The following is a 12,257-nucleotide window of genomic DNA, read 5'->3' on the forward strand; positions in this document are numbered from 1 at the left end:
CGTAACAACTTATCACCTGCAGGGTGAACAGACTCCGCTTCACGGTTTTGTGAATAAATCTGAGCGCGAAATCTATTGCCAAGGGCTACGGCCATTGCCTGCTAGCGGTGCCTTGTCTTGCGCACTCAGATTTTCCACAAAATCCCTGCTCAACTACGGTTTCTAGAATTACCAACTCGTTAACTTATGGCTATAACTCTACGCTCCACCTATCAGTTAAAAATCTCCTTAGAAGGTTCCAAGCCACCTATATGGAGACGATTATTGGTCGCTAGTGATATAAAATTAGATGTATTTCACCTAGCCCTGCAAATAACAATGGGCTGGACAAATTCGCATTTACATCAGTTTATTTCCAGAGATCGGAAACTTTATGGCATAAAAGATGATGACTTTGAATTCGATAACCTAGAAATACAGGATGAAACGGCAACACGACTATCACAGCTACTTAAAGTCGAAAAAGACGACTTAATCTATGAATATGACTTTGGCGATGGCTGGACACATAAAATTATTCTGGAAAAAATACTAGCTTTTGATCCAGACAAGAAACTTCCATATTGCGCCACTGGTAAACGCGCCTGCCCACCCGAAGATTGTGGTGGGATCTGGGGTTATACAGATTTATTAGCAATTATGGAAAACCCGGAACATGTGGAATATGAAGATATGATTGAATGGCTAGGGGATGAATTTGATCCTGCTTATCTACGCAGAAGAGAAATCAACCAATTATTACTGGAATATTGTCGTTAACATTATGAACCTTTTATTAGCCCCCCTGCTAACAGCACTAGTAGGGCGCGGCTTTAGCCCGCAAAAAGCAACAAAATATGACGAAAGCGGGCTAAAGCCACGCCCTACACCAGCAGTATGAAACACTACCTCCTACTGCTGCTCAGCACCATTCTGGTAAATAATTTTGTCCTGGTAAAATTCCTGGGGCTTTGTCCCTTCCTGGGCGTATCCAGAAGGCTAGAGTCTGCCATAGGTATGGGCCTAGCAACCACATTTGTCTTAACGCTTGCCTCGGTCAGTAGTTATTTATTGTATACATACCTATTATTACCCCTTGACCTGCAATATCTACGCACCATTAGCTTTATTGTTGTTATCGCCGTGGTAGTGCAATTCACAGAAATTCTTTTACATAAACTCAGTCCGGTTTTACATCGCGTATTGGGCCTGTATTTACCTTTAATCACGACCAATTGCGCTGTTTTAGGTGTCGCTCTATTAAATATTCAGGCCCAACACTCTTTTATAGAATCTATCCTTTTTGGCATAGGAACGGCGATAGGCTTTACCCTCGTGTTAGTACTATTCGCAGCACTACGCGAACGTATTGATGTCGCTGATGTGCCCATTCCTTTTCAGGGGGCATCAATTGGTTTAATTACTGCAGGCTTGATGTCGATGGCTTTTATGGGCTTTATTGGATTAGCCTGATGTTAGTTCTGAGTGTTTTATTTGCCCTGCTGGGTTTAGGCTTAGGCTTTGCAGCTAGATATTTAAAAGTGCAAGGCGACCCACTGGTCGAACAAATTGATGCCTTATTGCCGCAAACGCAATGCGGGCAGTGCAAATATCCTGGTTGCCGGCCCTATGCTGAGGCGGTAGCCAGTGGTGTTGCAGATATCAATCAATGCCCACCTGGAGGTGAAGAAGGTGTCGCCGCTCTAGCCAATCTATTAGGTGTCGTAGCAAAGCCATTAAACGCTGACTTTGGTAAGCCTGCCGCGCCAGCAGTGGCCTTTATTATTGAACAAGACTGTATCGGCTGCGTTAAGTGTATTCCCCCCTGTCCGGTTGATGCTATTTTAGGGGCTTCCAAACAGATGCACACAGTCATCACTGCTGAATGTACAGGCTGTGAGCTGTGTATCGCACCTTGCCCTGTTGATTGCATTATTATGCAGCCGCTGGAAAACAGCCCGGGGTTATGGCAATGGAAATCAGCCGATGATTAAGCAGTGGCAATTCCCTGGGGGTGTCGTTATGGAAGGCCACAAACAGGTCACTGGAATTAGTGAATCTACGCTACCGTCGGAATTAATTTATCCTTTATTACAACGCTCGGACAACTATGCCCAACCTATAGTCGAGCCAGGAAGTCGGGTACTTAAAGGACAAATCATTGCCACCCCTCAAAGCCCTTTGGCTACTCCGATTCATGCTGCAAGTTCGGGCATAGTCAAAGAAATTGAGCCGCGCATCATCGCGCATCCCTCAGGTCTGGCAGATAATTGTATTATTATCGAAACTGATGGATTGGACGAAGCTAATCCTGTCTTTCCATGTCTTGACTATAAACTCGAAACTCCCGAGGCGTTACGCAATAAAGCCGCACAAGCCGGTATCGTCGGACTAGGCGGCGCGGCGTTTCCTACCGCCGTAAAGCTAAAGTCCAATAAGCCTATTCATACGCTTATTATTAACGGCGCAGAGTGTGAGCCCTATATAAGCTGTGATGCCAGTTTAATGCAAGCGTATGCACAGGAAATTGTGCAGGGCGCGTTAATTATGCAACATATCCTACAAGCAAGTTGCTGCATTATTGCCCTAGAAAATAGACTGCCTATCGCCCAACAAACGATACAAGAAGCTGCTAGGCAGGCAGATATTCAGATAGCAACTGTTCCCGCTATTTATCCAACGGGTGGTGAAAAACAATTAATTGCAGTGCTAACTGGCATAAAAATACCTGCCCATTCATTGCCTGGCGATTTTGGCCTTGTATGCCAGAATGTAGGCACTGCTTATGCCGTTTATCAGGCTATATGCTTGGGAATACCTCTAACCGAACGTATTATTACCGTGACTGGCAAAGGTGTAAATCAAGCTAAAAATATACGTGCAAAAATAGGCACGCCTATTAAACATTTAATTGAGCAATGTGGAGGGTACAGCCCGGATGTACAACGCCTGATCATGGGTGGATCAATGATGGGGGTTGCGCTGAGTTCTGATGATATTTCCGTCATTAAAGCCACAAACTGCCTAGTAGCAATGACCACTAGCGAGCTTGCAAATAACCAATCTGCTATGCCTTGCATACGCTGTGGTGATTGTGCCAGCGTCTGTCCTGCCGAATTACTTCCGCAGCAACTATACTGGCATAGCCGCAGCAAACAGTACGAGCAATGTCAGGACTTCCAACTCTTTGATTGTATCGAATGCGGTTGTTGCGATGTCGTTTGCCCCAGTCATATTCCTTTAGTACAGAGCTTTCGCGCCGCAAAAGGTGAATTAGTCATTAAGCAAAAACAGGCAGCCCAGGCTAAGTTAGCCAAAATGCGCTATCAAAATCAGCAACAACGCAGAGTAAAAGAGGCGCAAGAAAAACAAGCCAAAGCAGAAAAACGCCTGGCCGCGATTGAAAAAATGAAAGCAGCAGCGGCCAAAAGAAAGAAACTTATTTAATGCCAAATCTTTCCGAAAGCCTGTTTTTTTAGTTTAAATAGTCACCTGTATACAGCTTTGAGCCGGTATGAAAAATTTGCTAGCGTTAAACTTATATCTCTAAAGGAAAGTAATTTTTGTTATGATCAACTTTGTTGAAGATCAAATTGAAGGATTGGAAATCCAAATACTGAATTTTATTCGTATCTGTTTATCTTGTATTTAACACACGTTATCTCATTTAGAGTTACTGGGCTTAACCCTGTTTCTTGATTGATAACGACTGCTGAAGCGTAAGATAATCAGAGCGAGACAATAACTGGTCAGGTTGTAGTAGATTTTAATAATATTTATAACAGAGGTGAAATTATGGACATAACAGGATTAATAATATTTTTAGCCATTGGCGCTATAGCAGGTTGGTTGGCTGGAGCTTTGATGAAAGGTGGCGGCTTTGGTCTGCTCGGTAACATCGTTGTTGGTGTAATTGGTGCAGTCTTAGGTGGCTTTGTGTTTGGGTTACTTGGTATTTCGGCAGGGGGATTAATTGGTTCAATCGTTACCGCAACGGCTGGTGCGGCCTTGTTGCTATTCATTGTCGGTATTATTAAAAAGGTATAGCAACCTAACGCCCAATTATTTGCGATGTTATGTCGTATTGTAAAAAATCAGTCAGACGCCGGCTCAGATCGTGGCTGCTGGTGGCTCGACAAAGGAGAAAATATGATGAGAATTACTAAAGGTTACTTTGCGCTGGCGTGTACGCTTTTCGCAACCAGTTTGTGGACATTACCAGCCAATGCCAGTGAACCCAAGCCGGTTCACTTTGCAAAAGGCGCTTCATCGGCCACGTTGGAGGGCTTGCTCAAGGGTGACCAAACTATTAACTACACGCTGCGCGCCAAGGCTGGCCAGAACATGAGTGTCATGCTAAAGACGAGCAACCCAAGCAGTTACTTCAATGTCCTGCCACCCGGCTCCAAGGGGGGCGCAATATTCGTTGGCTCCATGTCTGGTAACGATTGGACAGGGACGCTTGTCTCCGATGGCGACTACACAATTCGCGTCTACCTGATGCGCAACGCAGCACGACGCAACGAAACGGCTAAGTACGCACTGACCTTTGGTATCACAGGCGCCCCTGCTGCCGCAAAGGCCCTGGAGTCCGCGCCAGCAAGCACCGACACTAAAGTAAAGGGAACGCCTTACCACGCCACCGGGCAGGTATCGTGCTCAATGGGAGATGCGCCCCGAGGTACAGTGCAATGTGACTTCGGTGTGATTCGTGGCAAGTCAGGTAATGCGCAAGTTCATGTGACACCTCCCGGCGGCTTAGAGCGCGTATTGACGTTTGAAGCTAAAAAGGTGGTATCAGAAGGAAGTGCCACAGTGAAGTCCAGTAAGAGCGGTGATCTATGGCTGATAGAGGTCAACGACTACGAACACTACCAGATTCCGGATGCAGTGATATCCGGTGGCTAACCAGGCATCAGGGCAGGATCGAATGGAAATAATGCCGCATAACAACCCCACATGCACTCGGAAAACAAAATGCGCCGGTGATACGTAGCCTTATGTGCAAATAAATAGATTGGAGAGATAATGAAAACATTAGTCGTCACTGCTGGGTACTCACTTTTCGATGCTAAAGGACAGTTAAATAGTTACCTTGCATATTTAACTGAAAAAAATCTTACTGAAAAAGGACATAAGGTAAAATTTTCTGATGTAACAAAAGACACATGGGATGTGGAAAGAGAAGTAGCTAAGCTATTATGGGCGGAAACTGTCATTTATATCATGCCTATTATGTGGTTTAACATGCCGGCCCCTATGGTGAGGTGGCTCGATGAAGTTTTGCTCTATGAAAAGACATTTATTATCACAGAAGAATATGGTGAAGGCGGACAAGTTCCAGCAGATAATTTTATGGTTGTCACTACATCTAATATGAAGAGCAGTGATCTTGGTAAGGGGTTTGTTTTGAAAAATGCTCTTCATATTGATGATGTTCTTCAGCCATTAATAATGACCAATAACTACCTCAATATACGCACCCAAATCCCAACATTTCATGCTGATAATGTAGTTGCTGGCGATACTACCTGGATTGAATCGGCTTATGAAAAGCATCTTAGTATTCACTTCAAATAAGCCTAGGAGGCTGTCCGAGAATAGAAGCCGTAGCGCGGGTTTGACTAGAGAGGGAGAGAATTACGTCAAATATAGTGGCTAATTCTTAAATAAAACTTGAAAATTCCAGAGGGATGTTCAGGTCTTGCAATACCACATTGTTGATTAATCAACTCTTTCGGCATAAGGAGAAGAAAAGTATTAGGTCTTGAATTTTGCATTCAACAGTAGATAAAAAGTATGAAAATCACCAAGCTTTTATAACTTGGCATTCAATCAGCTAGGTTCTTCTTATGAGTAGTCTGTTGTGGAGAAAATAAGCCGGTGGTTTGCCAAGTTTCGGATATGATGCAAGCTGGTTAATTTATGGTTAGGTTTTCAACTAAATATCATTCTTGACATAGATAATCCTATAAGTACAATGTACTTATGAAGAAACTTGAATTTGAATGGGGTAATGACAAAGATAGAGTAAAGACTTCAAAGCATGGTGTTTCGTTTGATGAGGCTCAAACAGCTTTTTATGATGAATATGCTATTCAATTCTTTGATCCTGAGCATTCGGAAAACGAAGACCGTTTTCTTCTACTAGGCACAAGCTTTAAATTAAAAACGCTTGTTGTTTGTCATTGCTTTAGGGAAGAAGAAACCGTCGTTAGAATCATCTCTGCTAGAAAAGCAGATAAAGATGAAACGAAAGCATATTGGAGTGAAAGAGAATGAAAGAGCATTATGACTTTTCTAAAATGAAAGGCAAGAAAAACCCTTATCTTAAATATCTTAAGCAGCCCGTTACAATGCGTATTGACTGTGATTCTGTTGAATACTTTAAATCATTAACACAAGAAACAGGTATTCCTTACCAAACGCTTATTAATCTATATTTACGCGATTGTGCTGTTCATCACCGAAAATTACAAATGCAGTGGTTATCACAAACCTAAGAAAAAATTAGGGCCAGGTTCTGAATTGCGAATGCTGGTAAAGTTCAGCAGCATTACTAAAAAAGCTGAAATGCCAAATTGCTTTGACATTTCAGGCATTTTTTACCAGCCTGTAAGAAGCCCTGGTTTATTGCAAATCAAGCCAGCAATTTAGCTTTATGCGCGTTGAATTCCTCTTCAGTCACGACACCTTTATCTCTAAGCTCAGCTAGTTTGGCAAGCTCATCAGCAACAGAAGTTGTCCCCGCTGCTTCCTTGATAAAAGCACGCTGGATCTTTTCAGATTCAACCATCATATGTAGTGAACGTTCTTGCATTCCAGAACCTCTGACAATCAAATAACACAACACACCTAACCAGGGAATGATAATAATAAACAGTGCCCAGAAGCCTTTGCCCCAACCACCCAGGTCTTTGCTGCGAAAAATATCACTGATAACCCCGATAATCACCCAGATCCAGGCGAGCATCAGGAAAAATAAAAACATCAACCACAACATATGTAATAAAGGCATTCTGTACTCCTAATTATTATTGATAAAACTGTACTTATAAGGCACTGATATGTGAAATGGAGAATTATCCTAGAAGAATGATTCAGCACCTCACCAGCAGAACAAACATGCCATAATATACTCGTAATTGATATGTTTTTCTAGAAAAGCCCGTAATCAAACCCAGTCCTTAATGCAATTTTCAACTAGCTGCTCGCCTTTTATTCCTGCTAATACTAGCGTACACCAAATTATGCGCCAGGTATTAATTGCTTTAATTCCGGCGTTAGCAACGATGTTCTGGCTATTTGGTTTCAGCATTTTACTGCAATTATTACTTGCGAGTAGCACGGCACTGCTCGCTGAAGCAGGCTGCCTGTGGCTAAGAAAGCGTCCTATCAAAGCCCACTTACTAGACTTAAGTGCCTTAATTACAGCTGCACTTTTAGCGCTTGCCATTCCTACAATCGCCCCCTGGTGGATTGGCGTTAGTGGCACGCTGTTTGCCATAATTATCGCCAAACAAATTTATGGCGGGCTTGGCTTTAACCCCTTTAATCCCGCAATGGCCGGTTATGTGTTTTTACTCATTTCATTTCCGCAGCAAATGACCGCCTGGCAAACGCCTGATACCTTCTTGTCATACAATGATTCACTGCAGCTTATTTTTTCAGGACCCATCCTATTTGACGGTCTAAGCTCTGCTACTGTGCTGGATAGTATAAAGACGGCTAAAGCTTCAGGATTGTTGTCTTCAGAACTATCGATTGCCCCTATCTTTGGCTTTATCGCCGGCAAAAGCTGGGAATTGATTTCACTGGCTTATCTAGTCAGCGGGCTATGGCTGATATATCGCAAAGTCATCAGCTGGCATATTCCGGTTGCTGTTTTGTCTGGCTTAACTATTCCTGCCGGTATTAGCAGCCTTTTCGACGCATCTTCAGCAGTTTCGCCCTTGTTTCACCTGTTCGCGGGAGCAAGCCTATGCGGGGCATTCTTTATTGCGACTGATCCTGTCAGTGCGGCAACCAGTAACTCAGGCCGATTAATCTATGGCATGTTGATCGGCCTACTAATCTATATTATTCGTGTCTGGGGTGGTTACCCTGATGCGATTGCCTTTGCGGTATTATTAGCAAACCTTGCCGCTCCCGCTATTGATGTGTATACCCGCCCTAAAGTAGTGAACCGAATCCAATGAAAGCCACTTCACCTATCAATGCCGCTCTCCGCGTTGGCCTGTTTTCATTTATTATCGTAGGACTGGTATCGCTGGTTTTTCATGCAACAAAAGATAAAATTGCCGCCAATGAGCACCAGGCTTTGCTTAATAGCTTACAGGCCATTTTACCTCCAGGTAGCTATGATAATGACCTGGCAGATGATGTTATACAATTACAAAACTATACTATTTATCGGGCTAGAAAATCAGCGATGCCTATTGCGGCGATTCTCGCTAGCACAACACCTCACGGTTATAATGGTGATATAGCTTTACTTGTAGCCATTGACACAAAGAGTGAAATAACCGGTGTGCGCGTACTGAAACATAAAGAAACCCCAGGCTTAGGCGATAAAATCGAAATTAAAAAATCTACATGGATTACAAGTTTTGAGCATAAATCCATAAATGATATGTATAGCCATCTTTGGGCTGTCAAACAGGATGGTGGTTTGTTTGATCAATTCACCGGAGCAACCATTACCCCTCGGGCTATAGTGAATGAAGTAAAGAAAAGTGGGCTATTTTTTCAACAAAATCAGCAAATTATTTTTCAATAATGACAGCAAGCACACAAGCAATTTTTAGCAACGGTTTATGGAAGAATAATCAGGCACTTGTTGCCTTACTGGGGCTATGCCCCTTACTTGCTGTGAGCAATACCGTAGTGAATAGCTTGGGCCTTGGCATCGCAACCACGCTAACCTTAGTGCTATCAAATGGCCTGGTCTCGTCTTTACGCGGCTATATCCTACCCGAAATCAGATTGCCTCTCTTTGTACTGATGATTGCCGGAATCGTAACCATTATAGAATTACTTATGAATGCCTGGTTTTATGAACTTTATAGAACTCTGGGTATCTTTATCCCACTGATCGTCACTAACTGTGCCATTATCGGCCGAGCCGAAGTCTTTGCCTCAAAAAACCGTATTTTACCCAGCTTATTAGATGGCCTGGCTATGGGGCTAGGCTTTAGTATTGCATTGCTCTTACTGGGAGCCTTTAGAGAAATATTAGGAGCTGGCACCTTATTTTCTCAAGCTGATTTACTCTTTGGTGAACCCGCAATAAACTGGCAAATTAATGTATTTTCAGACTATTCCGGGATGTTATTAGCCCTGCTGCCTCCAGGAGCTTTCTTAGCACTTGGCTTATTGATAGCCGCAAAGAATGCCCTATATCCTAAAGCATAAAAATCGCCATTCCTATCGTATCGGCGCAACCAGACATCTAGTCGCGCAACTTCAGTCACTGATATCAAGTGCTTTACCAATGACCCTAGTATCTCTTCTAGCCTGAAATTCTTGAACAAAACTCCCTGGGCTAGGCAAAAATTTGAGGCACTTTTTCTGCAAATCAAATAGAGCAGTTTCAGATAACCTGATCTCTCTGAAAACAATAGGATATTTATTACGGTTCGTAGGATGCTGCTGAGGAACGAAGCGCATCATTCGCGATAGATGCGCTTCGTTCCTCAGCAACATCCTACCTATTTTAGTCTCACCTTATTATCCTTGATGAATTGCTATGCTTTTGATTTTATTAGGTCAGGTGTTCTGAGTTTAGTAGACGATATACGACTAGTAAATCCATATATACTTTAGCCTAGAAATATACAGTAAACACATGATACAAAAACATAGCCACTACACTATTAATATGAATAGTATATGACACATTGTATCCATATAGGAAACAATTAATGAATATTTAGCCCTATTGTAAATATATTTCAAATATATATAATAAAGCCGTGGGTTAAAAAAGCCCACTTAACTTTTTATATAGAGGATATATTTATGAATGATTTTTACAAAGATGCTTTAACCGCAATAGTGTTTTTTGTTGGCCTGTTTGGTTTTGTTTCGGGTGAATTTATTATTTCATCAGCATTATTCGCTACGGCAGCTATTGCTAGTAACGTTAATATGAATAGTAAAAGGAGCAAAACCGGAAAGATCGCATGACGATAACGTCCGTTAGCAAGCGGCGTACCCAGAAAACTAAAGGCTTCCCGGTTTATATAAACCCGGAAGCCTTTTTTAGAGTTTAAAGAAACTACCTGCGCAATAATTTTACTAACAAAGCCTTATAATCCAGGCTTTACCTCGTTAAATTTTAAAGTCGAGTAATACCCTCATCAATACCTTCTTGTTTTTTTAACTTTCTGCTTCATCCCAAATTCTCAGTTAGTTGACACAAATATGGCAAGTCAGGACAAATAGTGAATGTTTTTGAAGATCATTCTATTTTATATATTCTATCAAGAACACTACTCAGTATCCGGCAACCTCATTGTCTACAAACAAGCAGATCGATAAATAATTCTCGTCTAATGCGGATCATCATCCGGATATAAGGAGTATTGACCATCCGGGCCTGTATAACCAGGCGAATTTGGCCCCAGATTCTCTCCATTACCGGTATGCTCATCTCGCCAGGCTTCAGCAGCACGAGAGTCTGGGTCATAGTAGCCCTCTTCTATCATTTCACCCGCACAGCCCGTTAGCCCCAGCAAACTACAAATAAGCACAGCGTTTAACATTTGTCTTGATATATGCAACATTGTTTCACCTTCTATCTATCTGACGGGTTTGAATTGCTGGATTGAATTTCCTGCACTGCCCCTTTATTCGCCAGCAATACCGTGCTCGCTAATTTATGAAAGATGCCGTGTTCAACCACACCCGGCAGAGCATTTAACAAGCTGTTTAATTCAGCAATATCCAATTTTACATCAAAGTGCATATCTAATACTAAACTACCATAAGACGTTACCGCCAGCCCGTTTCCCTTGCTATTTTGTCGTAAGCTGCCTTGCCCGCCTAATTGCTTTAGGCTTTGCTGCACTAACTGCCAGGCGAATGGCATCACTTCGATGGGGATAGGAAACTTCGCACCTATATGGTCAACCATTTTACTTTGATCAACCAGCACAATAAATTGCTCACTCGCTCTAGCCAATAACTTTTCCCTGACTAGATCTGCACCCTGACCTTTTAATAACGTATTATCCGGGGTCACTTCATCAGCCCCATCCACATATAAATCCAGCCGGCTTAAATGTTCAATTGCTAGCAAAGGCAAACCGAGTTCCTGCGCTTTAAGCATACTCACTATAGAGCTGGATACGCAACGAATTTCAAGACCTTCGTCTGCCTGGCGACGCGCCAGTTCAGCAATGAAAAGATCTGCTGTTGAGCCCGTCCCCAGACCAACAGTCATTCCATTTTCAACCAACCTGGCTGCGTGTTGTGCAACTAATTCTTTATCATTCATATCCAACTCCACATTGACGCATTGCTTAGCATACTAACGGAACGCGCACGAAATAAAAAACTGGCTGGTCTTTTTGTCCGTCTTCTGCGTTGTAGAAACTGTTACGTAGCTGGCTATGCGCCTGTTTCTACGTCCCCGTATCAAGCACGGGGCAGGCTTTGAATACGAATAAAAATTCTGCGCCAGATGCTCAACTTATTCCGTGCGCGTTCCTAAGCTGATCACCTATCCACCTCGATACTGCAATTGCTGGATTCTAGTCAGCATTGCCTGTGCATGACCTTCATGATTAACGCCATACAAGGCTTCAACTAACTTACCCTGCTTATCAATAATAAAAGTAGATCTTAGAATCGCCATCTTAGTCACACCATTCTTTACTTTTTCCCGCCACACATCATAAGCAACACATAGCTCACCTTCCTCATCAGCTAGCAAGTCCAGTTTTAAATCAAATTTAGCAATAAAATCAGTATGGCTTGCACAGGAATCTTTACTCACACCTATAACAACAGTGTCCAGCGCAGAAAATTCCTTTGCCAGTGCGGTGAAATCATTGGCCTCGATTGTACAACCTGGGGTGTCATCCTTAGGGTAGAAATACAACACAACATTTTTACTGTCTTTAAACGAAGAGAGCTCTACGACTTCACTATTCTGATTGACTGAACTGAACTCCGGGGCCATCTGGTTTTGTTCTAACATGTAAACTCCTTATTATTTTTATAAGTTAATCGATCAATTTGATTATTACTGAATTTGGCTGGTAAAAAAACCT

18 protein-coding genes are annotated in these 12,257 nt (G+C 42.5%); 14 read left to right on the forward strand and 4 right to left on the reverse strand.

The annotated features are described in order from the left end of the window. The first annotated feature begins 186 nt into the window (after nt 1–186). The 9 genes from ACQY3F_RS20585 to ACQY3F_RS20625 all read left to right on the forward strand — a co-directional run bounded on the left by ACQY3F_RS20585 (nt 187) and on the right by ACQY3F_RS20625 (nt 6,482). Complete coding sequence (locus ACQY3F_RS20585) at nt 187–759, forward strand: plasmid pRiA4b ORF-3 family protein (RefSeq protein ID WP_428356946.1); 573 nt, start codon at nt 187–189, stop codon at nt 757–759. 117 nt (nt 760–876) lie between these two features. Next, entirely contained in the window at nt 877–1,452 is a 576-nt protein-coding gene (gene rsxA, locus ACQY3F_RS20590; RefSeq protein ID WP_428356947.1) for an electron transport complex subunit RsxA, read from the forward strand. Then, nucleotides 1,452–1,973 (forward strand): electron transport complex subunit RsxB, encoded by a 522-nt coding sequence (gene rsxB, locus ACQY3F_RS20595; protein ID WP_428356949.1) that lies wholly within the window; start codon nt 1,452–1,454, stop codon nt 1,971–1,973. The genes rsxA and rsxB overlap by 1 nt, the downstream gene beginning before the upstream one ends. After that, entirely contained in the window at nt 1,903–3,426 is a 1,524-nt protein-coding gene (rsxC, locus tag ACQY3F_RS20600; protein ID WP_428356950.1) for an electron transport complex subunit RsxC, read from the forward strand. Before rsxB ends, rsxC begins: the two co-directional genes overlap by 71 nt. A gap of 348 nt (nt 3,427–3,774) precedes the next feature. Further along, the gene (locus tag ACQY3F_RS20605) at nt 3,775–4,026 is read left to right on the forward strand and encodes a GlsB/YeaQ/YmgE family stress response membrane protein (RefSeq protein ID WP_428356951.1); all 252 of its coding nucleotides are present in this window, start codon (nt 3,775–3,777) and stop codon (nt 4,024–4,026) included. A 102-nt stretch (nt 4,027–4,128) separates the two neighbouring features. Next, nucleotides 4,129–4,887, forward strand: a complete 759-nt coding sequence (locus tag ACQY3F_RS20610; protein WP_428356953.1) for a hypothetical protein — start codon at nt 4,129–4,131, stop codon at nt 4,885–4,887. Nucleotides 4,888–5,007: 120 nt separating this feature from the next. Then, nucleotides 5,008–5,559 carry an NAD(P)H-dependent oxidoreductase gene (locus ACQY3F_RS20615; RefSeq protein WP_428356955.1) on the forward strand — a complete coding sequence of 184 codons (552 nt, stop codon included), beginning with the start codon at nt 5,008–5,010 and terminating at the stop codon, nt 5,557–5,559. 408 nt (nt 5,560–5,967) lie between these two features. Further along, nucleotides 5,968–6,261, forward strand: coding sequence for a BrnT family toxin (locus ACQY3F_RS20620; protein WP_428356957.1), 294 nt, complete (start codon nt 5,968–5,970; stop codon nt 6,259–6,261). Next, nucleotides 6,258–6,482, forward strand: a complete 225-nt coding sequence (locus ACQY3F_RS20625; RefSeq protein ID WP_428356958.1) for a BrnA antitoxin family protein — start codon at nt 6,258–6,260, stop codon at nt 6,480–6,482. Before ACQY3F_RS20620 ends, ACQY3F_RS20625 begins: the two co-directional genes overlap by 4 nt. 137 nt (nt 6,483–6,619) lie before the next feature. Here the strand turns inward: ACQY3F_RS20625 and ACQY3F_RS20630 are convergent, their stop codons facing one another. Then, nucleotides 6,620–6,997, reverse strand: coding sequence for an SHOCT domain-containing protein (locus tag ACQY3F_RS20630; protein ID WP_428356959.1), 378 nt, complete (start codon nt 6,995–6,997; stop codon nt 6,620–6,622). 172 nt (nt 6,998–7,169) lie between these two features. Here ACQY3F_RS20630 and ACQY3F_RS20635 point away from each other — a divergent pair, with 172 nt between their 5' ends. The 5 genes from ACQY3F_RS20635 to ACQY3F_RS20655 all read left to right on the forward strand — a co-directional run bounded on the left by ACQY3F_RS20635 (nt 7,170) and on the right by ACQY3F_RS20655 (nt 10,167). Further along, a complete protein-coding gene (locus ACQY3F_RS20635; protein ID WP_428356961.1) occupies nt 7,170–8,177 on the forward strand; it encodes an RnfABCDGE type electron transport complex subunit D in 1,008 nt (335 codons plus the stop codon). Next, complete coding sequence (rsxG, locus tag ACQY3F_RS20640; RefSeq protein ID WP_428356963.1) at nt 8,174–8,758, forward strand: electron transport complex subunit RsxG; 585 nt, start codon at nt 8,174–8,176, stop codon at nt 8,756–8,758. The genes ACQY3F_RS20635 and rsxG overlap by 4 nt, the downstream gene beginning before the upstream one ends. Continuing rightward, entirely contained in the window at nt 8,758–9,393 is a 636-nt protein-coding gene (locus ACQY3F_RS20645; RefSeq protein WP_428356964.1) for an electron transport complex subunit E, read from the forward strand. The genes rsxG and ACQY3F_RS20645 overlap by 1 nt, the downstream gene beginning before the upstream one ends. A gap of 63 nt (nt 9,394–9,456) precedes the next feature. Continuing rightward, on the forward strand, nt 9,457–9,564 hold the full coding sequence (locus ACQY3F_RS20650; RefSeq protein ID WP_428357761.1) for a VF530 family DNA-binding protein: 108 nt from the start codon (nt 9,457–9,459) through the stop codon (nt 9,562–9,564). Between the two features lie 435 nt (nt 9,565–9,999). Next, nucleotides 10,000–10,167: a hypothetical protein gene (locus ACQY3F_RS20655; RefSeq protein ID WP_428356965.1), complete on the forward strand. Its 168-nt coding sequence runs from the start codon at nt 10,000–10,002 to the stop codon at nt 10,165–10,167. 365 nt (nt 10,168–10,532) lie between these two features. Here ACQY3F_RS20655 and ACQY3F_RS20660 read toward each other — a convergent pair whose 3' ends face one another. From ACQY3F_RS20660 to ACQY3F_RS20670, 3 genes are all read right to left on the reverse strand, one after another. Further along, complete coding sequence (locus ACQY3F_RS20660) at nt 10,533–10,766, reverse strand: hypothetical protein (RefSeq protein ID WP_428356967.1); 234 nt, start codon at nt 10,764–10,766, stop codon at nt 10,533–10,535. Nucleotides 10,767–10,777: 11 nt separating this feature from the next. Further along, nucleotides 10,778–11,479 carry a ribose-5-phosphate isomerase RpiA gene (gene rpiA / locus ACQY3F_RS20665; RefSeq protein ID WP_428356968.1) on the reverse strand — a complete coding sequence of 234 codons (702 nt, stop codon included), beginning with the start codon at nt 11,477–11,479 and terminating at the stop codon, nt 10,778–10,780. Nucleotides 11,480–11,704: 225 nt separating this feature from the next. Then, nucleotides 11,705–12,184: a peroxiredoxin gene (locus ACQY3F_RS20670; protein ID WP_428356969.1), complete on the reverse strand. Its 480-nt coding sequence runs from the start codon at nt 12,182–12,184 to the stop codon at nt 11,705–11,707. Nucleotides 12,185–12,257 lie beyond the last annotated feature (73 nt).

It is taken from the genome of Methyloprofundus sp. (assembly GCF_965251085.1).
Taxonomy (GTDB): Bacteria; Pseudomonadota; Gammaproteobacteria; order Methylococcales; family Methylomonadaceae; genus Methyloprofundus.

Excerpts from the sequence above, each read along its gene's own strand:
- ACQY3F_RS20585 (WP_428356946.1), top strand. The coding sequence starts at position 187 with ATGGCTATAACTCTACGCTCCACCTATCAGTTAAAAATCTCCTTAGAA.
- rsxA (WP_428356947.1), top strand. The coding sequence starts at position 877 with ATGAAACACTACCTCCTACTGCTGCTCAGCACCATTCTGGTAAATAAT.
- rsxB (WP_428356949.1), top strand. The coding sequence starts at position 1,452 with ATGTTAGTTCTGAGTGTTTTATTTGCCCTGCTGGGTTTAGGCTTAGGC.
- ACQY3F_RS20605 (WP_428356951.1), top strand. The coding sequence starts at position 3,775 with ATGGACATAACAGGATTAATAATATTTTTAGCCATTGGCGCTATAGCA.
- ACQY3F_RS20610 (WP_428356953.1), top strand. The coding sequence starts at position 4,129 with ATGATGAGAATTACTAAAGGTTACTTTGCGCTGGCGTGTACGCTTTTC.
- ACQY3F_RS20615 (WP_428356955.1), top strand. The coding sequence starts at position 5,008 with ATGAAAACATTAGTCGTCACTGCTGGGTACTCACTTTTCGATGCTAAA.
- ACQY3F_RS20620 (WP_428356957.1), top strand. The coding sequence starts at position 5,968 with ATGAAGAAACTTGAATTTGAATGGGGTAATGACAAAGATAGAGTAAAG.
- ACQY3F_RS20625 (WP_428356958.1), top strand. The coding sequence starts at position 6,258 with ATGAAAGAGCATTATGACTTTTCTAAAATGAAAGGCAAGAAAAACCCT.
- ACQY3F_RS20630 (WP_428356959.1), bottom strand. The coding sequence starts at position 6,997 with ATGCCTTTATTACATATGTTGTGGTTGATGTTTTTATTTTTCCTGATG.
- ACQY3F_RS20635 (WP_428356961.1), top strand. The coding sequence starts at position 7,170 with ATGCAATTTTCAACTAGCTGCTCGCCTTTTATTCCTGCTAATACTAGC.
- rsxG (WP_428356963.1), top strand. The coding sequence starts at position 8,174 with ATGAAAGCCACTTCACCTATCAATGCCGCTCTCCGCGTTGGCCTGTTT.
- ACQY3F_RS20645 (WP_428356964.1), top strand. The coding sequence starts at position 8,758 with ATGACAGCAAGCACACAAGCAATTTTTAGCAACGGTTTATGGAAGAAT.
- ACQY3F_RS20655 (WP_428356965.1), top strand. The coding sequence starts at position 10,000 with ATGAATGATTTTTACAAAGATGCTTTAACCGCAATAGTGTTTTTTGTT.
- ACQY3F_RS20660 (WP_428356967.1), bottom strand. The coding sequence starts at position 10,766 with ATGTTGCATATATCAAGACAAATGTTAAACGCTGTGCTTATTTGTAGT.
- rpiA (WP_428356968.1), bottom strand. The coding sequence starts at position 11,479 with ATGAATGATAAAGAATTAGTTGCACAACACGCAGCCAGGTTGGTTGAA.
- ACQY3F_RS20670 (WP_428356969.1), bottom strand. The coding sequence starts at position 12,184 with ATGTTAGAACAAAACCAGATGGCCCCGGAGTTCAGTTCAGTCAATCAG.